The organism is Eggerthella sp. BIOML-A4 (genome assembly GCF_009875575.1).
In the GTDB taxonomy this organism is placed as follows: Bacteria; Actinomycetota; Coriobacteriia; order Coriobacteriales; family Eggerthellaceae; genus Eggerthella; species Eggerthella lenta.
Window position 1 is genome coordinate 34,502 of sequence record NZ_WWRX01000001.1, and the last position, 26,994, is coordinate 61,495.

A 26,994-nucleotide genomic window follows, 5' to 3' on the forward strand; every position below is an offset into this window, starting at 1 on the left:
ACCCCGCCGACGCTGCGGGGCGCTGTGGCACCCGATCTCGCGGCGAGGCCGAGGACTCGCGTACCGAAGTACGCTTCGCCCTCGCCCTCCCCACGATCTCGGGCACCACAGCGCCCCTCGCTGACTTACTGCGCCAACCCGCGCGCCCATTATGCGCCCTGCGGGCGCATGGGCGGGTCGCTTCGCTCCCGCCCGACCCCCCGCGCGGTTGTTCTCGCGCTGCGCGCGAGGCACGGGTCGCTTCGCTCCCGCGCGTTTCGCGCTTGTGCGCGAACGAATGTTTCACGTGAAACATTCGCCTCGATCCCCATCTCATCAGGAGGTCCCTATGTCGTTCGATCCTATCGCCTACATCAACGAGCCGCGCTGGTTGGAGTCGCGGCTGGGGCTCGACCGCATTCGCGAGCTGCTCGACCGGCTGGGCCGGCCGCAGGATCGTCTCAAGTTCGTCCACGTGGCGGGCACGAACGGGAAGGGCTCGACCTGCGCGTACCTGGCCTCCATCCTCCAGGCAGCGGGGCTGCGCACGGGGCTGTTCACCAGCCCGTACCTCATCACGTTCGAAGAGCGCATCCGCGTGGATGGCGCCAACATCACGCTCGACGAGCTGACCGAGGCGACGCTGCTCGTGAAGGGGCAGGCCGAGGCTATGGCCGACCATCCCACCGAGTTCGAGCTGATGACGGCGGTGGCGCTCGTGCACTTCGTGCGCCGAGGCTGCGATATCGTGGTGCTCGAAGTGGGCCTCGGCGGGCGCCTCGATTCGACGAACGCCATCGACGCGCCCGAGGCGGCCGTCATCGCGCGCATCGGCCTCGACCACACGAAGCTGCTCGGCACCACGCTGGCCGCCATTGCGGGCGAGAAGGCCGGCATCGTGAAGCCGGGGTCCGCCGTGGTGTCGTGGCCGCAGGACGCCGAAGCGATGGCCGTGGTCGAGCAGGCGGTTGCGGCGGCGGGCGATACGCTCACCGTGCCCGATTTCGCGTGCTTGAACGTGGGCCCGGTGGATTGGGGCGCTTCCGGCGCGCCCGCGCGCTCGTTCTCGTACGGGCGCTTCGCCGACCTGCGCACGAAGCTGCTGGGATCGTACCAGCCGGCGAACGCGGCGCTGGCCATCGAGGTGACCGAAGCGCTGCGCACGCGCGGATGGGCCGTCGACGACGACGCGGTGCGTCAGGGCGTCGCAGGCGCCGCCTGGCCGGGGCGCTTCGAGATCGTGCGCGCGGGGGAGGGCGAGCCGACCGTCGTCGTGGACGGCGGGCACAATCCCCAGGGCGCCCGCGCGCTCGTGGATTCGCTGGCCGACGTGTTCCCCGGTCGCAAGCCTGTGTTCATCATGGGGGTGCTGGAGGACAAGGACTACCCGGCCATGCTGGAAACCGTGATGCCGCTCGTCGGGGGGTTCGTGGCGGTGACGCCCGACAACCCGCGCGCGCTTTCCGCCGACAGGCTGGCGCGCGCCATCCGCTGGACGGGGCAGGACGTGCTGGGGTGCTCGGCGCACATGCGGCCTCTCGTCGCGCGCGACATGGCCGACGCGCTGGCGAAGGCGCGCGAGCTGGCGGGGGCCGACGGCCTCATCTGCGCGTTCGGCAGCCTGTACTCGGTAGGCGCGCTGAAAGAGCAGCTGGAGGGGTAGACGTCTTCTGCCCGGGCGCTGCGGGGGGGGGTCGGAATGCGTGCGTTGGGACAGCCCTTCCCCATGGCGCGAAAGGGCGTCTGCGGTCTAGCGACCGCACGTTGCGCCGATTCGGCAAGGAAGCGGCATGCGATCGGCGCGGAGCAAGACGCGCGCATGCCGAAGCTTCCGCCGCGCTAGGGAAGAGGATAGGCCTCTATTCCCTATTCTGCAGCAGGTCGATCAATTCCTGCTTCGAATGCACGTCGAGCTTCGTGTAGACGTTCTTGGCGTGCGTGCGCACCGTGTTCTCCGACAGGCACAGCGCCTCGGCGATGTAGGACTTGCTGCGTCCCTGGGCGATGAGCAGCGCCACTTCCGTCTCGCGCTCCGAGAGGTCGAACGCGTCGCGGAACCACTCCTGCGGGTCCGGCTGGGCCTGCGCGCTCGGCATCGCCGCGGGGGCCGGCGTCGAGGCTCCCGCCCCTTCCATCTCCGCTCGCCTCGCCTCGCGCGCCGCGCTCACCGCGCTTCGCCGGGCGGGAGCCGCCACGTCTTCGGTGAACAGCGGCCGCAGCTTCAAAATGCCGTCCGACAGCAGCAGCGCCATGCTGGCGGCCAGCGCGAACACCACGATGCCGATGACGGCGGTCACCGCGTACGACGAGGCCCCCATCGCGCCCAGCACCATGATCAGCACGCGGCCCGCGTCGCGCGACAGCACGCGCGACGCCCAGGCGAACCCATACACGGCGTACACGTCGGTGGTGGTGTGGCGCGCCACGTCCTGCAGCGTGATCCACAGCACGCCCAGCATGAGCGTGTCGGCGATGTTGACGGTAGCGATGGCCAGCCCCGTGAAGTGCCCGGGGAACACCGACAGGATCAGCATGCCCGCGGCCACCAGCATGATCTCGATGCGCCAGAGGAACGAGAAGCTCAGCCGCTTGCGCTTCACGATGAACCACCAGATGATGAACAGGCTGATCACCACGACGCCCATCTGGTGGACGACGCGTTGCAACGCGTCCATGGGCACGGGCTCGCCGGCGGGGAAGCCGCGCGAGATGCCCAGCGCCAGCCCGAACACGGCCAGGCCGCCGAAGATGAACAGCATGGTGCTGCGCGGCTCTTTGTCGTAGATCGGCTCGGGCGCGGGCTGCGGTCCCACGTCGGTCTTCATGGCGCGCTGGTAGCACAAGAGGGCGATGGTCGGCATGAACATGCTCACCGTGTAGCTGAGCGCCTCGGGCAGGAAGCTGAGCGCCAGGCCGCCGAGCGATCCGAGGGCCAGCGACAAGAACCCGTACAGCACCGACTGGCGCAATCCCAGCCGCACGTACGCCGCCGTCCACATGCCGCCGCCCAGCGCGCCGCCGATGCCGGCGCACACGCTGGCCACCGCCAAGATATCGACGGCACCGGTTTCCTTGCCCGCCAGGATGAGCACGGTGGAGAACGTCATGACGGCGAAGCCGAGCCACGCCACCGCCGTGCGGTTGCCCTTTGAGAACGGCTTGCGCAGCGCGATGGCCGCGCCGATGACCATCACCAGGCCGTACGCGAGGTTGTTGACCACCGTGAACAGCCCGTCGTCGCTTTGCGTGTACGACGCGAACAGGTTCACCTGCAGCCAGACGCGCGTGGCCGCCAGCCCCAGAAACGACGGCAGGAAGGCGCCGCCCATGAGGGCGCGCATCTGATTCGTTCGAGCGGTTGCGCTCGCGTGCGGCATCGATCCTCGATTCTTGCAGGGGGACGAAGTACGGCAACCAGTATATACGAGCACGCCCGAGCGCGTGCACTACGCGTAGAGCACGCCTCACACCTTCCGGGTGAAACCCGGCGGCATCGGGTGTTTTTCACCCGGAAGGTGGCTTCTGAGGTGCGCGCATCGTGCGTAGAGTGCAGGGCATGAAGCATCACCCTAGGGAGGAAAGGATCAATCATGACGGGAATCAAGACGGGACGCACCGCCACTGCTGCCACCGAGACGACGATGGCTTCCATGCCGCTGACGCGCCGGCAGTTCGCCCAGGCGCTGACGGGCGGTTTGGCCACCATGGCGCTGGGCAGCCTGTTCGGCTGCGCGCCGCAGCAGGCCGCGGCCGCCGAGGCGTACGAGACGGTGGACTTCGACGTGGTGGTTCTGGGCGGCGGCGGTGCCGGCGTGACGGCGGCGGGCCAGGCTGCGGCGGCCGGCGCGAAGACCGTGCTGCTGGAGAAGATGGCGTGGCTGGCCGGTTCCAGCTCGCTGGCCCTCGGCACGTTCTACGGCGCGGGCACGCAGCTGCAGAAAGCCGCGGGCATCGAGGACGATCCGTCGGGGCTGCTCGACTACTTCCTGTCGCGCGGCGGCGACAAGCTGGACTACGACGTGCAGAAGTTCTGCGCCGAGCACTTCGGCGAAACCATCGACTGGCTGACGGGCGAGCTGGGCGTGCCCTTCAAGGAGACCGTGTCGAAGAAGGGCAAGGACCCGGTGCCGCGCGGCCATAACTGCGTCAACAACGCCATGGACGCGTTGAGCGCCGTCACGGCGTACGCTCAGGAGCACGGCGCCGAGTTCCACTTCGGCACCACGGTGGAATCGCTCGTGGTCGATGACGGCGGCGCGGCGGCCGGCGTGCTCGCAAAGCGCGGGAACGGCTCGACGGTGCTCTACAACGCGAAGAACGTGATCGTGTCCACGGGCGGGTTCTGCCGCAACGTCGAGATGATCGATGGGTACTGCCCCGACTACTCGGGCGTGTACACCGAGGTGGGCGTCGGCTGCACGGGCGAGGGGCTGCAGATGGGCCTCGACATCGGCGCGGACTACGTGGGCCACGGCGGCACGAACGGCATCCTCGCCTGTCCCGTGGAGCCGGGCCAGTCGAAGCTCATCAGCAACAAGGCGCTGTGGATCAACTCCAAGGGCGAGCGCTTCGCCAACGAGGCCGGCCAGACGCACGACATCTACTACGACGTGGCGCACTTCGACGATCAGAAGTTCTTCGCGGTGTACGACCAGGCCATGGTGGACGCGCTTGACGAGGATCTGCGCAGCAAGCTCGACTTCGGCTTGGAGCAGGGCATGTTCGCGAAGGCCGACACGGTGGCCGAGGCGGCGGCAGCGCTCGGCATCGACGGCGCTGCGGCGCAGACGGCGCTCGACGCGTACAACGAGCTGGCCGCGTCCGGCGAGGATACCCAGTTCAAGAAGAAGGCCGAGAACCTCGTCCCGCTCGCGGAGGCTCCCTTCTACGTGCTGACGATGGGCGTGTGCACGCACGGCAGCTTCGGCGGCTATCGCGTGAACACCGAGTTCCAGGTGCTCGACACCGACGGTCAGCCCATCCCGCACCTGTACGCGGCCGGCGAAGTGTGCTGCGGCACGTTCATCTACGACGACTACCCGGCGGGCGGGTGCGGTCTGAACTGGTCCTACACCTCCGGTCGCTTCTCGGGCGCCAACGCGGCCAAGGCGGCGCTCGCGTAAGGTTTTCTGCTGGCCCGATTCTCCCTGGACAAGCGAAGGCCCGCCGATCGGCGGGCCTTCGCGGTGCTGCTGGATGGCGCTGCGTGCGCGGTCGCGCTTACAGCGAGTCGATGTACTCCACGAGGCTGCCCACGGTGTCGAGGCCCTCGGGTTCGCCGAAGTCCACGTCGCAGGCCTCTTCGAGGTCGCAGATCAGCTCCACCATGTCGAGCGAGTCGATGCCCAGCGAGTCGAACGTCGAGCTTTCCTCGACGGTGCTCGGGTCGATGTCGAGGTTCTCCTCGAGGATGGTCTTGATGGTGTCGATGGTTGCCATGCCGCTCCTATCGTCTGGTTTCGGTGGCACCCATTGTATCGGACAACGCGCGAAGAGTTAACCGACGGGCAGGAGTTCGGTAATCTCCACAAAGGTGCACACGGCAAGCTGCTCGTCGGCATCCTTCAGCTTCCCGATGACGGATTCGTCTTCCACGAGGGTCGCTTTCACCACCGAGCCCTGGTGGCGCAGCTCCTTCGTCTCGGCCGTCGGGTTCGGCACGTCGAAGGCGATCATGCCGATCTTCGCCCGCTCGAAGTTCGCCTTCGTCTGGTTTTCGGCCCAGGCGAACGCGACGTACGTTCCGTCGATCATGGCTGCGGGCACGAAGATGGCGATGTTCGGCGTGCCGTCCTCGTTCGAGGTGGAGACGACGCATTCGGTCTGGTACGCCATGACGGCGTCTTGCAGCTGCGTTTCGGTGAAGGTGGTGTACTTGTTCGTGGCCAAGCTCGCGGAGGATACCGCGTCGACCCACTCGTGCACTTCGCCTGCGCTCGCACCCGCCTCTTGCTGCGGCGCTTCGGCGGCGGCGCTTTGCTGCTGCGGCGCGCATCCCGACAGGCCCGCGCCCGCCATGATGCCGAGAGCGCCCGTTGCCGCGATACCCTGAATGAACGAGCGTCGGTTGAGCTGCTTGCCCTGAGATTGTTCTTCCATGGTTCATCCCTTCTGACAGAGGGGCGCGCATCCGCTCGCCCCGTACCCTTGCTTTCTGGATTCTGCCTCGAAGACGGCGGTTCACCTTGCCGCCTTTTGCGGTATTTCGCCCCGTTTCGTCTCTGCCCTGTTTTGCGGTATTTTTCGTTTTGGCCGTTTGAGGCGCGAGATGTGCGGGGCATCGGGGCCGTTCAACGGTTAGAATACGGAGGTACTTGACGCGAGAGGGGATCATGCAAGACAGCCGCTACACAACGCAGGCAGCAGACTACCGCCGGTTCTTCGTCAACGGTCGGACGCTGGCGCTTGCGCTGGGATACGGGCTGTTCCGGGGCGCCAATTCCCTGCTGTACTCTTCGGCGCTCGCTTCGGTTCCCACGTCCACGCTGTTCATCGCCGACATGTCGTTCTCCATGACAACCGCGCTGTCGTCGCTGCTGTGCGCGCTCGCGGTGATGGCGCTTGCGTGGAAGGGCCTCATTCTCGGCTTCCGCCTGCCCGTGGTGCTGCCGGCACTGCTGCTGCTCCTGGTTGCCGCCCCCGCCGTGGCTCCTTGGATCGCCCCCGGCTCATCGGGGGTGTTCGTGCTCCTGGCGCTGACGTACGGCGTTGCATCGACGTGCTTGAACCTCTCGTGGCTTGAGGTGGTGGCCCATCAGACGCCGGCGCGGATCGCGGGCATCCTAGCGCTGGGCATGCTGGTGAAAAGCGTGATCACGTTGGCGTGCGGCAGCCTCATGGGCGTGCCGTTCGTCGTCGCGGTGGGCGTGCTGCTCGTCGGCGCGGTCGCGTTGCTGCTGCGCGCGAGGGGCCGCGCGTGGCTCGATTCCTCCGAAGACGACGCGGCGCCCGCGACGTTCAAGGCGTATCGCCAGGGCGCGATGGGAATCGCCGACGCGTTGGTGGTCTCGATCGTCCTCGAGGCGACGGTGAGCATCCTCAACGGGTTCTTCCTCGGCGTCGCCACCGACGGGTCGGGCATCATCTCCGCCGTCGGGGCCATTTCGGCGGCGCTCGTGTTCTGCTTCGTCGTGGTCGTCGTCGCCCGCGCGGTGGACGTGGAGCGGCTGTACCGCTATCTGTTCCCGATACTGCTGGCGCTGGTGGTGCTGCTGCCGCTCACGCTGGGAAGCTGGGCTTCGCAAGCGCTCCAGGGCCTGCTGGTGCTCGTGTACGAGTTCATCTCGTTCAGCGCGCTGTACTTCATCCTGTGCCAGATACAGCGGAAGAAGCTCAAGACGTACGTGCTGTTCGCGTTCGCCACGGCGTGCATCCGCCTGTCGCAGCTGCTGTTCGGCATGGCGGGCTATTGGCTGGGAGGAGCGTCGGGCAGCGAGGCCGAGGGTTTGTACTGGATCGTCACCATCGCGGCGGTGTACGGGCTTTCCATGCTGCTGCTGTACCTGACGCGGCGGCGACCGTCGACCGACGAGAAGCGCGTGATCGTGGTCACCGAGGAGGATCGTTTCGCGGCGCGCGCCGAAGAGCTGGCGGCCGAATACCGCATCACGGCGCGCGAGTCGGAGATCATGCTGCAGCTTGCGCGGGGCCGCTCGGCCGCGTTCATCGCCGACGAGCTGGTGTGCTCGCCCGCGACGGTGCGCACGCACATGAAGAACATCTACGCGAAGCTCGGCGTGCATTCGAAGCAGGAGCTCATCGACCTGTTCGCCGACTGAGGGCGGCGCGCACGGCAAAGGAAAACGCCGGCGATGTGGAATCCGCCGGCGTTCGTTCGTGCGAGGTTGAGGAGGCGAAACCGCTTACTCCTCCGCCTGCTTCAGCAGGCCGTATCCGCCGTCGTCGCGACGGTACAGCACGTTCACGAGGCCGCTGTCGCGGTCGGTGTAGGCGAAGAAGTCGTGGCCCAAGAGGTCGATCTTCACGAGCGCTTCCTCCTCGGTCAGCGGCTCGAACTCGATCGTCTTCACGCGCACCACTTCGTCGTCGGACAGTTCCTGCATGAGCCCGTCAACGTCCAGCTCGCCGGCGGCGGAAGGCTCGATGCGGATGGTCTCGTCGGCGGCGCGCAGCTTGCGGTCGACCACCTTCGTCTTGTACTTGCGCAGCTGGCGGACGACCTTGGCGGCGGCCACGTCGATGGCGGCGTACATATCCTCTTCGTGTTCTTCGACGCGAATGATGTGGCCCTTCGTGCGCAGCGTGACTTCGCAGACGGCAGGGCGAGGATTGGCGGGGTTCTTCTCAACGAACAGCACGATTTCGGCTACGAGCGGATCGATGTCCATGACCTTCATGGAATTGCCGATCTTCTCCTCGGCGTACTCGCGCAGCGCGTCGGTTACAGGCATTTTGCGTCCGGTGACGGTAATGCTCATAGCGATCACCTCTTACCTCGTGGCGAATAAAAAAACAGCTCGGTCGTTGTCATCGCACCTGGTCATACGAGCGAATGGGTGATATGCCCTCCACGCGAATCCCAAGCCGACTCCTAACGCCTAAGCTGATGAGTACAGAATAGCGCAATTCATGATATTTTGGCCGGGCATTTTACTTTGTTGTGAAATCGATCTAAAAACGGGTAACAATCGAGCGGACGCACCAGGTAATTGGGGGATAATACGGCAAACGACGAAGCCGAAAGGGCGACATGACCGAACAGAATCAAGACGGAGCGCAGCGCATTTTCATCAACGAAGTGCAACGTCATCAGGCACGATACAGGAAACTCATCCAATTCACCCACTCGTCGACGAAGGCGGCCGGCGTCATGCTGCTGGCGGCCGTCGTGGCGCTCATCGTGGCGAACACGGGCGCGTACGAGGCGTTCTTGGAGTTCTGGCACACCGAGGCGGGCTTCTTCTTCGGCGATGCGTTCGCGGGCATGTCGCTGGCGCACGTGATCAACGATATCTTCATGGCCGTGTTCTTCCTGCTGGTGGGCTTGGAAGTGAAATACGAGCTGACGGTGGGCGAGCTGACGAACATCCGCCAGGCGCTGCTGCCCATCATGGCTGCCATCGGCGGCGTGCTGGCCCCCATCGGCATCTACCTGGTGTTCAACGCGACGAACCCCGAAACCGCCCAAGGTTGGGGCGTTCCCACCGCCACCGATATCGCGTTCGCGCTGGGCATCCTCGCCCTGCTGGGCAACCGCGTCCCCAGCGGCGTGCGCGTGTTCCTCAGCACGCTGGCCGTGGCCGACGACATCATCGCCATCCTGGTCATCGCCATCTTCTACGGCCACAGCCCGTCGATGTTCTGGCTGGCCATGGCCGCCGTCGTGCTGGTGGTGCTCGTGCTGATGAACCGCAACCACATCTACTCGCTCGTGCCGTACCTGCTGGTGGGCGCCGTGCTGTGGTACTGCGTGTTCATGTCGGGCGTGCACTCCACCATTGCGGGCGTGTTGCTGGCGTTCGTCATCCCCTCGGGGTCGCGCGTGAATCTTAAGAGCTTCATTACCTGGTCGGGCGACAAGGTGCGCGAGGCGCGCGATGCGTTCCAGCCTGAAACGCCGGTTATCGCGCAGGGCGACTACATCAAGACCGTGACGGCCCTCAGCCGCGTGGCGGGCCAGGTGGTGCCGCCGGCGACGCGTCTCGAGCACAAGCTGTACCCGTGGGTGTACTTCGGCATCCTGCCGCTGTTCGCGTTGACGAACGCCGACGTCAGCTTCATCGGCATGGACGTGGGCGCCATGCTCGCCGACCCGGTGCTGTACGGCGTCATGCTGGGCCTGCTGCTGGGCAAGCCGCTGGGCATCATGCTCATGAGCTTCATCATCGTGAAGAGCAAGCTGGCCTCGCTGCCCGAGAACGTGAACTGGTTCCATATGCTGGGCGCCAGCATCCTGGGCGGCGTGGGCTTCACGATGGCCATCTTCGTGGCGAACCTCGCGTTCACCGACGAGATGCACATCGCCACGGCGAAGCTGGCCATCCTGGCGGCGTCGCTGATCGCAGGCGTGCTGGGCTTCGTGTTCCTGCTGCTGCAGGCGAAGGCGGCGCAGAAGCGCGGGGTGGCGTACCTGTCGGCCAGCGGCGACGACGTGACGCGCCAGACGGCGGGCAGCGAAGCGGCGCGCGAGTCTGAGGAGCTGCTGCGCGAAATCGAGGACCCCGAGCTCAAGAGCGAGCTCGAAGAGGCGAAGAAGCGCGGCGGCGTGTTCGAGATCGTCGTCGACCTGGGACCGACGGGCCTGCTGGGCGGCGGCTCCATCGGCGATGTGCGCGAAGCGGTGCGCAACGAGGTGGTGCGCGTGCTCAAGGAGGAGGGCAAGGACGAGCTGCTGGAGCAGATGCAGAAGGACTTCGACGACGAGGGCAAGCCGCCGCTGCTCAGCGTGGAGGAGGCCCTGCTGCGCGAAGGCGGCGAGGAAGCACGCCAGCGCGCGCTGCGCCGCGAGGGCGAGGACGCGACGGGCATGTCGGGCGGAGCTGGCGACGCGGGCGTCCCCGGCGATTCCGACCCCGCAGGCAAACGGTGATCGCGCCGTTGCGCTATACTTTTTAGTTGACGATGGGAACTGCGTTGCGAAGGAGCGATATGGAAGCTGCCGCTATCGTGTTGGCCGCGGGTGCGGGCACCCGGATGAAGTCCAAGAAGCCGAAGGTGGCTCACGAAGTGCTGGGCAAGCCGCTCGTTCGCTGGGTGGTGGACGCCGCGCGCGACGCGGGCGTCGAGCGGGTGGTGTCCGTGGTCGGGCACGCGCGCGAGCAGGTGGAGCCGCTCGTCGCCGACACGCAGACGGTGGTGCAGGCGGAGCAGAACGGCACGGCGGGCGCCGTGGCCGTGTGCAAGGACGCGCTGGCCGACTTCGACGGCTCGCTCGTGGTGCTGTCGGGCGACTGCCCCCTTATCACGTCCGAGACTATCGCGCGCCTCGTCGCCGTGCGCGAGGAGGCGGACGCTGCTGTGGTGGTGCTCACGATGGAGCTGGACGACCCGTTCGGCTACGGGCGCATCGTGCGCGACGAGCAGGGCGCGGTGGCGCGCATCGTGGAGCAGAAGGACGCCGCGCCCGAGGAAGCCGCCATCTGCGAGTGCAACTCCGGGTTCTACTGTTTCGACGCCCGCGCGCTGTTCGCGGCGCTCGAGCAGGTGAGCAACGACAACGCCCAGGGCGAGTTCTACCTGACCGACGTGCTTGAGATCTGCCGTAACGCCGGCCGTCCAGTGCTGGCGCTCGTCTGCGAGGACCCTGCCGAGTGCCTCGGGGTGAACTCGCGCATCCAGTTGGCCGAGGCCACGAAGTTCGCGCAGCGACGCATCAACCGCGCGCATATGGCCGCCGGCGTGACCATGGTGGACCCCGAGCTCGTGTGGATCGGGCCCGACGTGACCATCGCGCAGGACGTGGAGCTGCTGCCGAACGTCATGCTCATGGGCGAAACGAGCATCGGCGAGGACAGCGTCATCGGCCCCGATTCGCGCCTGACCGACACCGCGGTGGGACGAGGCTGCGTCGTGGACGAGACGGTGGCCGTGGAGGCGCAGGTGGACGACGGCGCCACGTGCGGCCCGCGCGCGTACCTGCGTCCGGCGGCGCACCTGTGCGAGGGCGCGAAGGCCGGCACCCACGTGGAGATCAAGAAGTCCACGGTGGGGAAGGGCTCGAAGGTGCCGCATCTGTCCTACATCGGCGACACCACCATCGGCGAGGACGTGAACATCGGCGCCGGCTCCATCACCTGCAACTACGATGGCAAGAAGAAGCATGCCACCACTATCGGCGACGGCGCGTTCGTCGGCAGCGACACCATGATGGTGGCCCCGGTGAGCATCGGCGCGGGTGCCATCATCGGCGCGGGCTCGTGCATTACGAAAGACGTCGCGCCCGACGCCCTGGCCCTCACGCGCCCCGAGCAGCGCGAGATCCCCGGCTGGGCCGCCAAGAAGCGCAGTCAACAAGAATAGCATTGTCCCAATGGGGACAGTCCCCATTGGGACATCTACGCCATATCGGCTTGCAGCAGCGTGAGCGCGTCGCTGGGCGTGAGCGCGGCCACGGGGGCGTGCTTGATGAGCAGCTCGTCGCTGGTGATCAGGTACGTCGCGTTCGACCGTTGCGCCGCAGCGACGATCAGGTTGTCCTCGAGGTCGTTGTGGAGGTTGCAGAGGCCGCATGCCGTCCACAAGTCCGACTCGTCTGATCCTACGGCGGTGGCCTGTTCCCGCATGTTGCCCACGCATCCCCAAGCGATTTCGGTCGCTGCCGCCGCATCGCGTTCGGTGAGCCTGCCGTTCTCGTTGCACATGTCTCGCTTGAAGGCGTTCGCGGTCAGGTAGAACACGTCCTTGACGATGGCGGTGGGGTACAGCAGCGGATAGCCGTGCTCATGCGCGAATAGCATGAAGGACATCGCTGCGGCATGCGCTGGACGGTTGGCAAGAAAGTAGTCGAGCCAGATGTTCGTGTCGACCAGGAGGGAAGTTTGCTGGCTAGGCATCGAGGCCCCGTTCCCGAAGGCGCTCGAGCAGGGCGTAGTCGCGCATCTCTTCGTACGATGCGTTCATCGTCCAGTCGGAAGGCTTGATTCCGTGCCGCTCGTACGCATCGGCGACGATGTTCGCACCCCTGATCGTGATTTCCCGCCTCCGCGCGCGCTCCTCTTCAGCTTCTCGTTTCTCCGCTTCGTCTTCTGCGTCGAACAGGTTTTGTATGGCGCGCGGGTTGTGCGCGTTCTTCGCGGCGTAGTCCCACAGCTTGCGAACCGCCTGCGACGGCGAGTAACCGGCGCGCTCCAGCGCCGCATCGCCGCGCTCCTTGAGCGAGCGGCTGATGCGCGTGTTCATCTGCACCATATCCGTCGTCATCGCGTACCTCCTCATTCGTTGCTATACGTATAGTATAGCATGGGTGCTCGTTTGGGGCTCGTCTGCAGTTGGGGCTTTGGCGAAGAGCACCGGAGGGGCGATTCCGATTCCCGGGTTCCTCGGATGCGGTTCGATGTGTTGCAAAATCGGGCTTTTGGCAATTCGGAGACGATCGGAGGCGCTGCTCCGCAGTCGCGAAAATTGGTGACCTGGGGTTTTGTCCGAAAGAATCCCAAAAGGGAGTGCGGAGGCTGCCAAAAACCCGATTTCGCCACCTATAGCACTGCTGTTTCGAACACTTCGAACTGATGGGGAGCTTCGAGCGCATCGACGAACCGAGCTGCTGAAAGCATCCGTGCGACAATCCTCTCGGCGCGGGATTGGTGCGGAGCCTGTGAGCGACTCGTCGCGGGGATTGGTGCGGAACCTGTGAGCGAGACTGCGATACCCCCAGCTCAGCGCCATCGGTCATCCATTATTGGTGGCGTTTTCGCACCCTCGTTCACCCATAAATATCCGGGCTCATCGCGTTTTTTCACGAACAACGGACGTTTCCCCTCCGCTCGCCCGGCCGTAAGGTGAAGCTGCTCGAAGTCAGACGAGACGAGCAGAAACGGGGGAACCATGAGCAACGACACGCAGGCCGCGGCCACATCCGCATCTACAGCCGCGTCGGCCGCCGACGAGGCCGCCGCAACCGTCGACGCCATCGTCAAGCGACTCAACGCCAATCGCGCCAACACGCTGGCGCTGTGCGCCGTGCTGTCCGTGTGCGAGCAGCGCATGCCCTATCGCGATGCCGAGGCGCTCATCGACGAGCGGCCCGAACTGAGCCTCAGTACGCAGAACGCCCACGCGCTGCTGCGCATCATGGTGGACTGCGGCGGCGTGGATGCCGTCGAGGTTCCCGAGCCCGCGTACGCGCCGGGCGAGGAGAAGCAGGATCGGCCCATCGACTACACCGTGCAAACGACCGCAGCCGGCCTCGCCGCGCTCGCGCAATTCGAGCCCACGAGGCGGTTCGGTGAAACCCTGCGCGACGAACCTGCGGCCTACGCGCAAACGTACGCCACCGTGCTCGCCCTCTGCGAGGGCGGCGCGACGAAGGCCGCCATCGAGCGAGCGCTCGAAGGCGACCCCGCGCTCAGCGACCCCAAGCAGGTGTATCCCAGCTATTTCATCTCCAAATTGGAGACCGTAGGCGGTCTTGCATGGGACGGCTCGTGGAAGACGACGGATGCCGGCCGGCAGATGCTGGCCATGGTCGGGTAAAGCGCTGCCCGACCGCCCCGGCTCCGCCCGCGCGCGAGCGTCCCATTTGAGATAACCCCAAGCACCATCAGCAAAGACGAGATACAAGGAGGAGGGAACATGACACAGCCTACCATCACGCGACGCAGTTTCGTGAAGTCGGCGGCGGCGCTGGGCGCCGCATGCGGTCTGGGCGTTGCCGTGAGCGACGACCTCGTGCACGTCGATCCGGCGCATGCCGATACGGGCGGCGACGTGAAGATCGTGAAGACGGCCTGCCGCGCCTGCATCGCAAGCTGCGCCGTGCTGGCGCATGTGAAGAACGGTCGCGTCATCAAGATCGAGGGCAATCCCGAAAGCCCTATGAGCCAGGGCGGCCTGTGCGCGAAGGGCATGGCCGGCATCCAGGCGCTGTACCATCCCAACCGCAACAAGTACCCCATGCGCCGCGTGGGCGAGCGCGGCCAGAACCAGTGGGAGCGCATCACCTGGGACGAGGCCATCACCGAGATCGCCACGAAGCTCATCGAGATCGACGAGAAGTACGGCTCGGAATGCGTGGCCGTGTCCACCGGCGGTGGCGGCAACCCGCACTTCAGCAACGTGAAGCGCTTCGGCGAGGCCATCAACACGCCCAACGTGTGGGAGCCTGGCTGCGCGCAGTGCTACCTGCCACGCATGGGCGCCTCGCAGCTGTCGAACGGCATGGGCAAGCCGAACAACCTGTCCTTCAGCGACTCCAATGGTTGGGACTACTACTTCACCGACTCGCCGGTGGACTCCCTCGTGCTGTGGGGCACCGACCCGGCCAACAGCTCGGTTGCCACGGGCGGCCGCGCGCTGGCCGAGCTGCGCGCCCGCGAGCAGGGCTTGAAGACCGTGGTCATCGACCCGCGCATGACGATGGACGCCGCCAAGGCCGACGTGTGGCTGCCCATCCGCCCCGGCACCGACGCCGCGCTGCTCATGGCGTGGACGAAGTGGATCATCGACAACGAGAAGTACGACGAGGACTTCTGCACGAACTGGACCAACATGCCCTACCTCGTGAACCCCGAGACGCGCCTGACCCTCAAGCCCACCGAATGCGGCCTCGAAGGCACCGACGCCGATTACGTCATCTGGGATCCGGCGCAGGGCAAGCCCGTCGTGCTGGAGTACCCCATGAACGAGGGCGTCACCCCGCCGCTGTTCGGCACGTACGAGATCGACGGGAAGCAGTACCCCACGGGCGGCCAGCTGCTCAAGGAGAGCGTGGAGGAGTTCACGCTGGCGAAGGCGGCCGAGATCTGCTGGCTCGACGAGGGCCAGATCGAGAAGGCGCGGGAGATCTACACGACGGGCCAGTCCGGCATCATGCAGGGCGTGCCCATCGACCAATACGAGCAGTCGCAGCAGTGCGCGCTCGGCGCCCTCAACCTCGAGTACCTCATGGGCAACGTGCAGAAGCCCGGCGCCATGCTGCAAAGCTTCAAAGCCTGCCCGGCGCGCGATCAGATCCCCAACACGCCGCGCTTCCTCAAGAAGGAGAAGATGCTCAAGCGCTTGGGCGTGCAGGAGCACAAGGGCCTGCTGGACTGGGATATGGCGTTCATTCCCGCGGTGTTCAAGGCCATGAAGGACGGCGATCCCTACCAGATCCACGCATGGTTCGAGCGCTCCGGCAACAAGCACGTGGTGCTGGGCAACGCCACGTGCCTCGACGAGATCGTCCCGAACCTCGACTTCGTCTGCCACATCTTCATGTACCCGACGGCGTTCTCCGTGCTGTGTGCCGACATGCTGCTTCCCTCCGCGGAGTGGCTGGAAACCAACCTGGTCATCCCGCAGCTGAACGCCATCGTCATCCGCCAGGCGGTCACCCACCTGTTCGAGACGGTGGAGGAGGGCCTCATCTGGACGCAGATCGTGCAGAAGATGGCCGAGATGGGCAACGTGCATGCGCAGGAGGCCTTCACGGCCGAGGGCACGAACGGCATCCCGATGTACAAGAACGAGTACGAGAAGCAGAAGCTGCACCTGAACAACTTGAAGATGAGCTGGGAGGAGGCGGCCGAGAAGGGCGTGTTCGAGTGGTGCACCGAAGAGGAGTACCGCACGTACTACGGCTATAAGGCGGTTGACGAGGCCACGGGCAAGGAGAAGGGCTTCGGCACGCCTTCCAAGAAGTGCGAGGTGTACTGCGAGTCCAACACCATCCTGGGCCGCACGGGCTTCCCCTGGTCGCAGTGCTTCGAGGAGAAGAACCTGGTGCTGGAGCCGGCCTCGAAGGACTACGAGCCGCTGTGCTACTACAAGGAGCCGGCCGAAAGCCCGCTCACGGACACCGAGTATCCGCTGGTGCTGACCGAGGGCCGTCTGCCTATGTACCACCACGGCACGCTGCGCAACATACCCTACCTGCGCGAGATCTACCCCGTGCCCGAGATGTGGATCCATCCCGACGACGCGGCGACCTACGGCGTGGAGGACGGCCAGTGGTGCACCATCGCCAGCCGCCGCGGCGAGACGCACGGCAAGGCGCGCGTTACCACGGCCATCGCCAAGGGCGTCATCTACCAGGAGCGCTTCTGGGCGCCCGAGCTGCTGGACACCGACCCCGAGCGCGCTTACCGCGTGATGAACATCAACGTGCTGACCAAGAACGACGAGCCGTACAACCCCGAGTACGGCACCTATACCCTGCGCGGCTTCCAGGTGAAGGTCACGCCTGACGCCGCTGCTCCGGAAGGCGTGTGGACCGAGCCCGAGCAGTTCGAGCCCTGGATGCCGCAGCCGAGCGATCCTACCGAGGAGGTGTTCGATTATGGCGCATAACTGCATCGTGGTGAACCTCGATCGCTGCACGGGCTGCTATTCCTGCGAGATCACGTGCAAGATGGAGAACGACATCGCCCTGGGCGAGCATTGGAACAAGATGCTGCAGCGCGGGCCCTTCGGCGACTACCCGAACATGACGCGCTACCCGCTGCCCACCATGTGCCAGCAGTGCGCCGATGCCCCGTGCGTGCACGTGTGCCCCACCGGCGCCAGCTACCGCGATGGCAACAACGTGGTGCTCATCGACCGCGAGAAGTGCATCGGCTGCAAGTACTGCATGATGGCCTGCCCCTACGGCGTGCGCGATTGGAACAAGGCGTCCAAGACGGTGGAGAAGTGCACGCTGTGCGGCCACCTGACGGCGAACGGCGAGCTTCCCGCGTGCGTGAAGAGCTGCAGCGCCGGCGCCCGTTTCTACGGCGACTTGGACGATCCGAACTCCGACGTGTCCAAGGAGCTGGCGAAGTACGATGCGGCGGACATCCACGAGCTGCCGAACGTGGGCAACAACCCCTGCACGAAGTACATCATGACCAGCATGCACGGCGAGTGGATGGAAGGGGCTGAGTAGCATGGACATCCAATGGTCCCTCGTTCTGTTCACGGCGATCGCCAGCTGCGGCACATGGGTGTCGGTCGGCGTGGCCGTTGACGAGCTGCGTGGATTGACGCAGCGCACCAACCTGGTGGCTTCCGTTCTGGCGCTCGTGCTGGCCGTCGTGGGCGGCATCGCGTCGGTCACGCACCTGTCGCACCCCGACCGCATCATGGCCGTGCTGAGCCATCCCACGGCGGGCATCTTCCTGGAAGCGCTGCTCATCGGTCTGTTCATCGCGGCGGTGGCCGTGTACGTGATCCTGCTGAAGCGCGATGCGTCGGCCGGAGCCCGCAAAGCGGTTGCCGTGCTGGCCGCCGTCATCGGCATCGTGTTCAGCTTCGCCAGCGGCTACTCCTACATGATGGAGGCGCGCACCACGTGGAACACCATCACGCTGCCGTTGGGCTATCTGGGCTTCGGCGCGGCGAGCGGCTTGAGCCTGTACCTGCTGCTGGTCGCCTGCAAGAAAGAGAGCGCCGAGGCCGTGAAGCTGGCCGGCTTGGAAACCGTGATCGGCGGCGTTCTGGCGCTCGTGTCCGGTTTGGCCTTCGGCTTCGCGTCCGGCGCGGCGACGGGCGATGCCGCGGCCATCTTCTGGGTCGCACTCGTGTGCGGCGGTCTCGCGCCCCTCGTGTGCGGATGGCTGGCGCGCAGCAAGCCCGCGTCGGCCGTGACCATGGCGACCGTCGCGTTCGCCGGCGGCATCATCGGATCCATCGCGTTCCGCGCCGTCATGTGGATGGTGGGCACCGCGGTGGCCAACTACTTCGGCATCGTCCTGTAGACGATGCCGGCGGGGAAGGGGCCGTCCTGCGCGCGTGCGGAGGACGGCCCCCGACCGGGCCGCTCGATCAAGCCATACGCAACCCCCCCCCTCCCTCATGCGTATGGCTCGATCGGTCGACAACGGAACCGGTAACCAACGGGGAATGCAAGGAGAGCACCATGGAACAGCATGATCGCGAAGAGCTTGCCGAGGTGAACGCCGCGCGCAAGGGCTTTTACGAATTCCTGGCAAGCATGTACAAGCTGGAACTGACCGACGAGCAGATAGGGACGCTGACGAAGCAGGACCTGCCGACGGATGCCGAGTACGTGGGCGCGGGATACGCGACGGTGAAGGAGTACCTGCGCCATCGCGATTCGGGCACGCGCCAGGAGCTTGCCGTGGACTACGCGCGCGTGTTCTTGTGCGCGGGCATGTACGAGCAGCTGATGGCGCCGCCGTACGAGTCGGTGTACACGAGCGAGGAGCACCTGCTCATGCAGGATGCGCGCGATTCCGCGGTGGCGTTCTACCTGGGCGAGGAGCTGGGCCTGCCGGCCGACAACACCACGCCGGAGGATCATCTGTCGTTCGAGTTCCAGTTCATGGCGAAGCTGATCGAGCGCGCGGGCGCGGCGCTCGATGCTGGCGACGAGGCGCGCTACGCCGAGCTGTGCGCGAAGCAACGCGCGTTCTTCGACGAGCACCTGGCCAACTGGGTGCCGCGTTTGTGCGCTGACGTGCGCGCGTACGCGCAAACCGCGTTCTATCGGGGCGTCGCCGACATCACCGAGGGCTTTCTGCAGTTGGAAGACCAGATGATCGGCCAGAGCGCCCAGGCGGCGTAAGCCATGGCCGCGTACACGCGACGGGCGTTCGCAGGGTTCTGCGGCGCAGCGGCCGTATTCGCCGCGTTCGGCGGGGCGGTGAAGGCGGCCGACGGCGCGTCCGAAACCGCGCTCGTGCGGCCGCCGGGGGCGCAGGACGAGCTGCATCTGCTGGCCTCGTGCGTGAAGTGCGACCGCTGCCGCAGCGTGTGCCACACCGGGGTGATCGGCGTGGCGGAGGTTGGCGACGGCTTTCTACGCGCCCGCACGCCCAAGCTGAACTTCCATCGGGGAAGCTGCGACTTCTGCGGCGACTGCCAGCGCGTATGCCCCACGGGAGCCATCGGGGCGTTCGACCCGGAGGCCGACAAGATGGGCATGGCGGTGGTGCAGAAGGACCGCTGCGTGGCCTACTACCAGGGGTGCGTCGAGTGCCAGAAGGCCTGCCCGTTCGAGGCGATCGCGCTTGATGGAGACGGCCATCCCGTGGTGGACGCCGACCGATGCAACGGCTGCGGCGTGTGCGAGGACGTGTGCCCGGCGCTTGTGTACCGCAGCTTCTCGGGCGGCACGCGGCGCGGCATCGTGGTGGTGAGTCCCAGCGCGTACGCGCGACTGGGGAAGACGGTGGTGGAGGACGAGAGCGAGATGAGCGCGTGATGAAACGGAACTCCAAACTGCTGCGCACGCTGTCCGTCTTGGCGGTGATTGCGCTCGTGTGCCTGGGGCTGGCCCTGCACACCGGTACGGGCACGCCGTCGGCCTGGGGCATCTACGACATCGCGGCCATCTGTCCGCTCGGCGCGGCGGAGGCGGCGCTGGCCAGCAAGACCGTGGTGCCGCCGATGCTCATCGCGCTGGCCATCGGTATTGCGCTGGTGGTGCTGTTCGGCCGTGCGTTCTGCGCCTGGGGCTGCCCGATCCCCCTGCTGAGGCGTATCTTCGGCTTGAAGGAGCCGAAGCGCAAGCGTCGTGCGTCCGATGCGCTCGACGTGCCCGCCGCCCAGCGCGGCGGCGCGGCCGATTCGCGCAACTGGGTGCTGGGCGGCGCGCTGCTGTCCACGGCGGTGTTCGGGTTCCCGGTGTTCTGTCTCATCTGCCCGGTGGGCCTCACGTTCGCCACGCTCATCGCGGTGTGGCGCTTGTTCCAGTTCAACGAGGTGGCCCTGTCGTTGCTGGTGTTTCCGGCCATGCTCGCCCTGGAGGTGCTGGTGCTGCGCAAGTGGTGCAGCCGCTTCTGCCCGCTGGGCGCGCTGTTGTCGCTGGTGTCGCGGCTGAACAAGACGTTTCGTCCCGTCAGCAACGAGGCGACGTGTTTGCGCTCGTCCAAAGGCGAGCCCTGCCATCAGTGCGCCGACGTGTGTCCCGAGGGCATCGACCTGCACGACGCATCCGGCTCGGCGCCGATGCACGAGTGCACGAAATGCCGTGCGTGCGCCGACGCATGCCCGATGCATGCCATCTCGTTTCCGTTTCTTCCGAAACGCGTCGGCGAGGACGGCGACGGGGTCGAAGCGGGGGAGGACGAGCGGGTGTTAGAATAGGCCTTTGCGGTACGGGGAGCGCGGGCTGTTGCGAGGCCGCGTAAAGGGGAGGAACATGATGCGTGAGATGAAGGCTGGCGAAGAGCGGGATCGCGCGCGGTTTTCGGCGACGCGGCTGCTCGAGGACCTGGACGAGCAGTGGCCCAGCATGAAGTTCCTGGGCTTCGGAGCTTATTACGCGTGGATTTTCCTCAGCTACAACAGCGACGTGCTGTTCGGCTGGTCGGGGGCTTCCGTCGGGGGCAACGCCATGTCGGTGATGTACCTGGCTTCCACGACGGCGCTGGGCCTCGTGCTCATCGTGGCCGGGGCGTTCCAGAAGGTCACGGCGCGCATCGTGGAGTCGCGGCTGTCGGTGACGGTGCTGGCGGGAATGGCGACGCTGGCCACGCTGGTGGTGGCCTGGTCGGCGCCTGCCCAGGCCGGCGAGGCGCTGTACGTGGCGGGTTGCTCGCTCACCGGGGTGGGCACCGCGTTCGTCGCCTTGCGCCTGGGTTCGGTGTACAGCACGGTGGGCGCGCGCCAAGCTTTCATGTACACGGCGGGGTCGTTCATCTTCGCGGGCATGCTGTACTTCGTCTGCATCGGGCTGCCCCAGCCGGTGGGGCTGCTGATGGCGGCCAGCTTGCCGCTTCTGGCGGTGGTGTTCACCATGGCCGCGGTGCGCGCGCCGAGCGAGCCGGCGGAGGACGTCGTTCCCGTGCGCGAGCTTCCGCGCGGCTACTTCATCCGCCTCGTGGTGGCGGTGTCGGTGTTCTCGGTGATCGCGGGCGTGATCAAGGGGTTCATGGCGCTGCAGCAGCCGCTGTCGGCGGCCACGGACCAGGGCGTGATCATCGTGTTTGCCACGGCGTGCGCGGCCGTGCTGCTGTTCGTGCTGGTGGGGCTGCTGGTGCGCGAGTTCGACATCAGCCAGCTGTACTATCCCATCATCATCCTCACGTGTTTGGGCAACCTCGTGGTGCCGTTGTTCGGCGGCCTGGGCGTCATCCAGGGCGAGCTTGTGAGCATCGCGTACAACCTGTTCATCCTCATGGTGTGGTGCCTGCTGGCCAACGTGGCGAACCGCACCGACCTGTCGTACGTGCGCGTGTTCGGGTGGGGCCGCGGCGCGTCGGCGGCGGGCACCACCGTGGGCTGGTTCGCCGGGGCGTCGCTGGCGCCCGTGCTGGTGGAGAACCCCAGCAACATGGTGGCGCTTGCCATGGGCATGGTGTTCGTGCTGCTGGTGGTGTCGATGGTCATCCTCAACGAGCGCACCATCGGCATGGCGCTCAGGAAGACCCGCAACGCCCAGACCGACCAGGGGACGGGCGATTTCTTCCCTAGCGGCAGGGGGCCGGAGGGCGCTGGGGGCGCCAGCGACGGCGACGGCGCGCCGCGCGAGGGCGCCTGGACGAAAAGCTGCAACGCGCTGGCCGAGCAGGCGGGCCTGTCGCTGCGCGAGCGCGACGTGCTGTTCCTGCTGGGGAAGGGCTATACCATCGAGTACATCGCAGGCGAGTTGGGCATCTCGTTCAACACGGCGAAAAGCCACATCCGCAACGTCTACGCGAAGGCGGGCGTGCATTCCAAGCAGGAGCTGCAAAGCCTCATCGAGGACGGGAAGATCGTGCGCTGAGCGTTCTCCGTCCGGAGTTGGGCGCTTGCCTCTTGTCAGACCTTGCGGTCAATCTGCGAAGATGCCGAAGTTCACCCTGTGCGTGCGCGACGCGTGCGGATACAATAGTGCCGATGAGACAGGGGGCGACGGCTGCGCGGTGCGGCGGCCCTGAGGGTGAAGCGAAGGAGCGCGCACATGACGGAAGTGCAGAAGAGCATGGCCTTGTTCTCGGGGTCGGTCAACCCCGAGCTTGCCGAGGAGATCGCGAAGGATCTGAACGTGTCGCTCGGCAACGTCAAGCTTGAGAAGTTCGCCAACGGCGAGATCTACGCGCGCTACCAGGAAAGCGTGCGCGGCGCGGACGTGTTCCTGGTCCAATCGGTGTGCAGCGGCGCGGGCTACGACGTGAATGACGCGCTCATGGAGTTGCTCATCATGGTGGACGCCGCCAAGCGCGCCTCGGCCCGCTCGGTGTCGGCGGTGGTGGCCCATTACGGCTACGCGCGCCAGGATCGCAAGGCCGCCCCGCGCGAGCCTATCACCGCCAAGCTCGTGGCCGATCTCATGGCCGCGTCGGGCGTGGACAACGTCATCACCATCGACCTGCACCAGGACGCCATCCAGGGTTTCTTCGACTTGCCGGTGAACCATATGACCGCCATGCCCATCTTCGTCGACTACTTCCAGAGCATGGGCTTGGACAAGGACAAGCTGTGCGTCGTGTCGCCCGACGTGGGCCGCGCGAAGGCCGCGAAGAAGTTCTCCACCATGCTGGACTGCGACATCGCCATCATGCACAAGGACCGCCCGAAGCACAACCAGGCCGAGATCACGGCGCTCATCGGCAACGTGCACGGCAAGGTGTGCATCCTGAACGACGACATGATCGACACGGCCGGCTCGCTGGTTGCCGCCGCCACCACGCTCAAGGCGAAGGGCGCCGAGAAGGTGTACGCGTGCGCGACGCACGGCCTGTTCAGCGGCCCGGCGTACGAGCGCATCGCGAACTCGTCCATCGAGGAAGTGGTGGTGACGAACGCTGTGCCCGTGCCGCTGGAGCGCCAGACCGGCAAGGTGAAGGTGCTGTCCGTGGGCCCGCTGTTCGCGAAGACCATCAGCAACGTCTACAACAACGGCTCCGTTGCCTCGCTGTTCGAGTAGGGTCCGATGTTTTTGATCGTTGGCCTGGGAAATCCGGGCGAGGAGTACGAGCATACGCGGCACAACGCCGGGTTCGACGCCGTGGACCTGATCGCCGAGGAGGTGGGCGCGCGCTACTGGAAGACGGAATGCGGCGCGCTGACCACCAAAGGCGTGTATCGCGATCACGACCTGGTGCTGGCCAAGCCGCAAAGCTACATGAACACGTCGGGCGGTCCGGTGAAGCAGCTGATGAACGCGTACGGCGTGGATGCTGAGCACCTGATCGTCGTGCATGACGAGCTGGACATCGACCCCGGTACCGTGCGCGTGAAGTTCGGCGGCGGGCACGCGGGGCACAACGGCCTGCGCTCTATCTGCGACAAGCTGGGAACGCGCGACTGGCATCGCGTGCGCGTGGGCATCGGGCGCCCGCCGGGACGCATGCCCGTGGTGGACTGGGTGCTGTCGAAGCCGAAGAAGGACGCGGCCGACGACTTCGCCCAAGCCACCGACCGCGGCGCACAAGCGGCGTTGTCCTTGGTGCAGGTAGGGTTGGAGAAGACCCAGCAAGCGTTCAACTAGCGCGCACCCGTCGAAAGTGGCGGGTGCGTTTTCATTTCACCGTTACGAGTAATTCCACGAGGACGATGACGGTGAGGAATAGCAGCAAACCGCCGATGGCGCGCGCCTGCTGTTTGTCGGCTCCGGTGCGTTTCTCGAGGTCGCTCGTTCCGGGATGGAAGTTCACGAGCGAGAGGCCCTTGCCCGTGATCAGCATGTACAGGGCTGGCGTGAGTAGGGAGAGCGCCACGACGAGGCAGACGATCCCTCCGATGAGCGAGCCCATGTTCTCTGGCATCGAGAAGCCTCCCAGCTGGAAGGCGGCGAAGACGTAGGCGGCGTCGAGGCAATCAATGATCGCAAGGCAGATGGAGAAGACGGGAAACATGCTGGTGACGGGACCGTCGACGACGAGCCAATCCTCCCGCCCCGTTTCTCGTTGATGTTCGACCACGGCGTATACCGTCACGAGGACGAACGCGATGACGGTGATGATGCCGGCGGCAACGAACAGCTCGCCTTTCGATCCCCATCGATCCGGGCCGCTTGCTCCGTAGTGCAGGGGAACGCTATCCGGCAGAAACGGTTGGGCGAGCGCGGTCAACACGACCGGCAAGATGGCCAGCACCGCCAGCAGCGCAACGCGTCCGCGGCTCATGCGGTAGGCGGGCGCAGCGGCTGTATCGTCGATGTCGGGATCGCATGGTTCGTTTCGGTCGGTATCGTTTTCCGCCATGTGCGCTCCCTTCCTCTATAGCCTAGCAATACTAAATATAGATGAACTGGCATTATCATGCAATGGGGGCAAGGATGTCGACGCGCGCCAAAGCAGCGGCGTAATTGCGTCGGAGGACGTCCTCGTTGGCTGTCCCCAAATGGCAAGCTGTGGCAATTTTGGAGGCGATTTTGGACGGGTTGGACTGAATGCCAGGGCGGATGCACGACATAAGGCCAGGTCGTGAAGATCCCAACGCGAGTTCGCCGAAGCTAATTTTGTCATGGCTGCCAATTCGGGGACAGCGTTTGGCGTCCGTGCCTGCTGCTCGTTTGAGTTTTGGCGCTATGCGCTTTGGTGTCCATTGCGCATGTCGAGCTCCGCGATCTCTTTCTGAACTTGGTCGATGAAAGCTTGTCGATTGTGGACATCGAATTTGCGGTAGATATGCGTGATATGCGTTTTGACGGTGCCATCGGACAAGCAGAATACCTCGCAAATATAAGGACGGCTTCTGCCTTGAGCCAAAAGGAGGAATACCTCGCTTTCGCGGGAGGAAAGATTGTGCCGCTTCGCGATTTCCAGATGGTATTTCGTCAGGGTTTCGCTGACGCGTTGCTCTATCGAGGGTTCGTTGCGCTCTGTTGGCTCGCTTGCGCTTGTCAAACGATCGCCTTGAAGCTCCGCTGCGCCTTCGCAAGATGACAAAGAGAGCGAGCGCTCGATTTCCATGGGGCGCGTGCTCATGGGACGTATGGCGGCTACCATCACGAGGAAGATGGCTACGGCCATCAGGATTCTGATATCGACATGAGCTTCCTGAACGAGGAGCAGCCATGGTACAGCGACTAAGCCGAAAGCTGAATCGCTTATTCCTTGGAACAGCCAGGCCGGCGCCGATGCCGAGCGGATGGCGGTGATGATCATGGTTCCCGAGAGCAGGTGCCCGAACAACTCTACGGTCAGGTAGAGCCAGTCGAACACGGGATCTGCGATCCGTGCGAAAACGTACTCATTCTGAAGAACGTAGATGAGAAAGCCTCCGGCTAGGACAAGGAACGCAGGCTGGTATCGAACAAGCATCTGATTATTGCTGTTGCGAAGCAGGGTGAGGTATGCGCAAGCAGTCAAAGCGAGGGCGACTGTGAGGTAGCCTGCCGGAGTTGAGACGGGCGATCCCAAATGGTTGCTTCCCCAGAGTCCAAGATGGCTGGTGCCTCTCAGAGCCGCCAGTATCAACGATACGGCTACTAGCAGAAACACGAGGTCGTACATACCTTTTTTCGTCAAAAGTGGGCGAGAGCGGTATGCTTCGAGATAGCGTGATGTGCCGAAGCGCTTGAGCGCCTCCAGGCACGCGAAGGAGACCCAAGGCAGAATCGAAGCAAAAACCACTTGTGCCGACGAGGTCAGAGCCGTGCTTAACTCCGAGCCGACGATCGTTTTGAGAATCAAGCTCGCTGATAAGGCTCCTATTGCCATGACGAGGCGTTTCGTTTTTGCGAGTTCGCAATATATGAGCAAAGTCGTCGCGTAGTATCCGGCGCCGCAGCAGACGAGTCCCAGAAGCGCGATGATCTCCGACGGTAGCGCCGTTTGCAGGTAGGCGAAGCCGTATAGTCCTGTTCCAAGGAAAGCGGCTGTCGGAGCCGCCTTTGTCAGCACCTGCGTTTTTCTTTGTGGAGCTCTCGCTAAAAGCACGGATCCTATGGCGCAGAGGGTGAATCCTACGAGAAAGAAAAGACGGGCATTTCCCAGCTGTTGAATAATCGACGAAGACGGTGCGAATCCGAATCCGTGCCCCAAGAGGTCGGCCCATACTATCACGGCAGTCAATCCGATCGAAGATATGACGGAGACGGCTGCATCCGAACGAACAGCTTCGTCATCGAGCGAATAGGGCGTGACGTTCTTCATGGGCGCCTTTCTGCATTCCAGAGAGATTTGGAAGCCTGATTTCATTCGAACGACCAACCGTTGACCGTTTATCGCGTCGCGTCCGATTCAGGCCTTACGCTAGCGCGCGAAAACGCGTGCCGCTCTTCTTGGTCGTGCCTGGTTCGAGACGGTGCAGTTTCTGGTTCGATCCACTATAGAACATCGAGGTTCTCGCGGTAAGCGCGCAGATAGCGATATTGTCTCGCATAGTGCGTCCGGGACGAAAATCATCCGGTTCGGGGATGCGTTTCAACCTCGTTCGGACAGTTTGTCGGATGAACGGGCTCGGGAGGAAGGGTAAAAGTGGAAGCGGCAGGTTGCGGAAGCGAGCCTTGCCGTCTGTCGAGGCGCTGGCTTCGGCAGGCTAGCG

The 26,994-nt window shown here is 65.1% G+C and carries 23 protein-coding genes; 15 read left to right on the forward strand and 8 right to left on the reverse strand.

What is annotated here, in order from left to right; genetic code table 11:
• Positions 1-328 precede the first annotated feature (328 nt).
• Positions 329-1,642 (forward strand): folylpolyglutamate synthase/dihydrofolate synthase family protein, encoded by a 1,314-nt coding sequence (locus GT613_RS00195; RefSeq protein WP_035585642.1) that lies wholly within the window; start codon positions 329-331, stop codon positions 1,640-1,642.
• A 196-nt stretch (positions 1,643-1,838) separates the two neighbouring features.
• Here GT613_RS00195 and GT613_RS00200 read toward each other — a convergent pair whose 3' ends face one another.
• Positions 1,839-3,320, reverse strand: a complete 1,482-nt coding sequence (locus tag GT613_RS00200; RefSeq protein WP_230309064.1) for a LuxR C-terminal-related transcriptional regulator — start codon at positions 3,318-3,320, stop codon at positions 1,839-1,841.
• A gap of 249 nt (positions 3,321-3,569) precedes the next feature.
• Here GT613_RS00200 and GT613_RS00205 point away from each other — a divergent pair, with 249 nt between their 5' ends.
• The gene (locus tag GT613_RS00205; RefSeq protein ID WP_114513301.1) at positions 3,570-5,102 is read left to right on the forward strand and encodes an FAD-dependent oxidoreductase; all 1,533 of its coding nucleotides are present in this window, start codon (positions 3,570-3,572) and stop codon (positions 5,100-5,102) included.
• A 97-nt stretch (positions 5,103-5,199) separates the two neighbouring features.
• On the opposite strand, the gene GT613_RS00210 is transcribed toward GT613_RS00205, so the two are convergent.
• A complete protein-coding gene (locus GT613_RS00210; protein ID WP_009609420.1) occupies positions 5,200-5,418 on the reverse strand; it encodes an acyl carrier protein in 219 nt (72 codons plus the stop codon).
• A gap of 57 nt (positions 5,419-5,475) precedes the next feature.
• On the reverse strand, positions 5,476-6,078 hold the full coding sequence (locus tag GT613_RS00215) for a Tat pathway signal protein (RefSeq protein WP_009609440.1): 603 nt from the start codon (positions 6,076-6,078) through the stop codon (positions 5,476-5,478).
• A gap of 233 nt (positions 6,079-6,311) precedes the next feature.
• On the opposite strand from GT613_RS00215, the gene GT613_RS00220 reads away from it, so the two are divergent.
• On the forward strand, positions 6,312-7,757 hold the full coding sequence (locus GT613_RS00220) for a response regulator transcription factor (RefSeq protein ID WP_035585647.1): 1,446 nt from the start codon (positions 6,312-6,314) through the stop codon (positions 7,755-7,757).
• Between the two features lie 84 nt (positions 7,758-7,841).
• Here GT613_RS00220 and hpf read toward each other — a convergent pair whose 3' ends face one another.
• A complete protein-coding gene (gene hpf / locus GT613_RS00225; RefSeq protein ID WP_015761403.1) occupies positions 7,842-8,417 on the reverse strand; it encodes a ribosome hibernation-promoting factor, HPF/YfiA family in 576 nt (191 codons plus the stop codon).
• 272 nt (positions 8,418-8,689) lie between these two features.
• On the opposite strand from hpf, the gene nhaA reads away from it, so the two are divergent.
• Both nhaA and glmU read left to right on the forward strand, forming a co-directional pair.
• Complete coding sequence (gene nhaA / locus GT613_RS00230) at positions 8,690-10,528, forward strand: Na+/H+ antiporter NhaA (RefSeq protein ID WP_015761402.1); 1,839 nt, start codon at positions 8,690-8,692, stop codon at positions 10,526-10,528.
• A gap of 59 nt (positions 10,529-10,587) precedes the next feature.
• Entirely contained in the window at positions 10,588-11,958 is a 1,371-nt protein-coding gene (gene glmU / locus GT613_RS00235) for a bifunctional UDP-N-acetylglucosamine diphosphorylase/glucosamine-1-phosphate N-acetyltransferase GlmU (RefSeq protein ID WP_015761401.1), read from the forward strand.
• Positions 11,959-11,993: 35 nt separating this feature from the next.
• Here the strand turns inward: glmU and GT613_RS00240 are convergent, their stop codons facing one another.
• Together GT613_RS00240 and GT613_RS00245 are read right to left on the reverse strand one after the other, a co-directional pair.
• The gene (locus GT613_RS00240) at positions 11,994-12,491 is read right to left on the reverse strand and encodes a PIN domain-containing protein (RefSeq protein ID WP_015761400.1); all 498 of its coding nucleotides are present in this window, start codon (positions 12,489-12,491) and stop codon (positions 11,994-11,996) included.
• Entirely contained in the window at positions 12,484-12,858 is a 375-nt protein-coding gene (locus GT613_RS00245; protein ID WP_015761399.1) for a translation repressor RelB, read from the reverse strand. Before GT613_RS00245 ends, GT613_RS00240 begins: the two co-directional genes overlap by 8 nt.
• 624 nt (positions 12,859-13,482) lie before the next feature.
• Here GT613_RS00245 and GT613_RS00250 point away from each other — a divergent pair.
• From GT613_RS00250 to pth, 10 genes are all read left to right on the forward strand, one after another.
• Positions 13,483-14,130 carry a hypothetical protein gene (locus tag GT613_RS00250; protein WP_015761398.1) on the forward strand — a complete coding sequence of 216 codons (648 nt, stop codon included), beginning with the start codon at positions 13,483-13,485 and terminating at the stop codon, positions 14,128-14,130.
• A gap of 99 nt (positions 14,131-14,229) precedes the next feature.
• Positions 14,230-16,926 (forward strand): molybdopterin-dependent oxidoreductase, encoded by a 2,697-nt coding sequence (locus tag GT613_RS00255; protein ID WP_161172448.1) that lies wholly within the window; start codon positions 14,230-14,232, stop codon positions 16,924-16,926.
• Entirely contained in the window at positions 16,916-17,500 is a 585-nt protein-coding gene (locus GT613_RS00260; RefSeq protein WP_009306881.1) for a 4Fe-4S dicluster domain-containing protein, read from the forward strand. Before GT613_RS00255 ends, GT613_RS00260 begins: the two co-directional genes overlap by 11 nt.
• 1 nt (position 17,501) lies before the next feature.
• Positions 17,502-18,311: a DmsC/YnfH family molybdoenzyme membrane anchor subunit gene (locus GT613_RS00265; RefSeq protein WP_009306880.1), complete on the forward strand. Its 810-nt coding sequence runs from the start codon at positions 17,502-17,504 to the stop codon at positions 18,309-18,311.
• Positions 18,312-18,472: 161 nt separating this feature from the next.
• Positions 18,473-19,141, forward strand: coding sequence for a molecular chaperone (locus tag GT613_RS00270; protein WP_009306879.1), 669 nt, complete (start codon positions 18,473-18,475; stop codon positions 19,139-19,141).
• 3 nt (positions 19,142-19,144) lie between these two features.
• On the forward strand, positions 19,145-19,780 hold the full coding sequence (locus GT613_RS00275; RefSeq protein WP_009306878.1) for a 4Fe-4S dicluster domain-containing protein: 636 nt from the start codon (positions 19,145-19,147) through the stop codon (positions 19,778-19,780).
• A complete protein-coding gene (locus GT613_RS00280; RefSeq protein WP_009306877.1) occupies positions 19,780-20,664 on the forward strand; it encodes a 4Fe-4S binding protein in 885 nt (294 codons plus the stop codon). Before GT613_RS00275 ends, GT613_RS00280 begins: the two co-directional genes overlap by 1 nt.
• Positions 20,665-20,719: 55 nt before the next feature.
• Positions 20,720-22,285, forward strand: a complete 1,566-nt coding sequence (locus tag GT613_RS00285; RefSeq protein ID WP_226844209.1) for a helix-turn-helix transcriptional regulator — start codon at positions 20,720-20,722, stop codon at positions 22,283-22,285.
• 177 nt (positions 22,286-22,462) lie between these two features.
• Positions 22,463-23,428 (forward strand): ribose-phosphate pyrophosphokinase, encoded by a 966-nt coding sequence (locus GT613_RS00290; RefSeq protein WP_009306875.1) that lies wholly within the window; start codon positions 22,463-22,465, stop codon positions 23,426-23,428.
• Between the two features lie 6 nt (positions 23,429-23,434).
• Positions 23,435-23,992, forward strand: coding sequence for an aminoacyl-tRNA hydrolase (gene pth, locus GT613_RS00295; protein ID WP_009306874.1), 558 nt, complete (start codon positions 23,435-23,437; stop codon positions 23,990-23,992).
• A gap of 31 nt (positions 23,993-24,023) precedes the next feature.
• On the opposite strand, the gene GT613_RS00300 is transcribed toward pth, so the two are convergent.
• Positions 24,024-24,707, reverse strand: coding sequence for a DUF1648 domain-containing protein (locus GT613_RS00300; RefSeq protein ID WP_009609410.1), 684 nt, complete (start codon positions 24,705-24,707; stop codon positions 24,024-24,026).
• 324 nt (positions 24,708-25,031) lie between these two features.
• Positions 25,032-26,603 (reverse strand): LuxR C-terminal-related transcriptional regulator, encoded by a 1,572-nt coding sequence (locus GT613_RS00305; RefSeq protein ID WP_161172449.1) that lies wholly within the window; start codon positions 26,601-26,603, stop codon positions 25,032-25,034.
• Positions 26,604-26,994 lie beyond the last annotated feature (391 nt).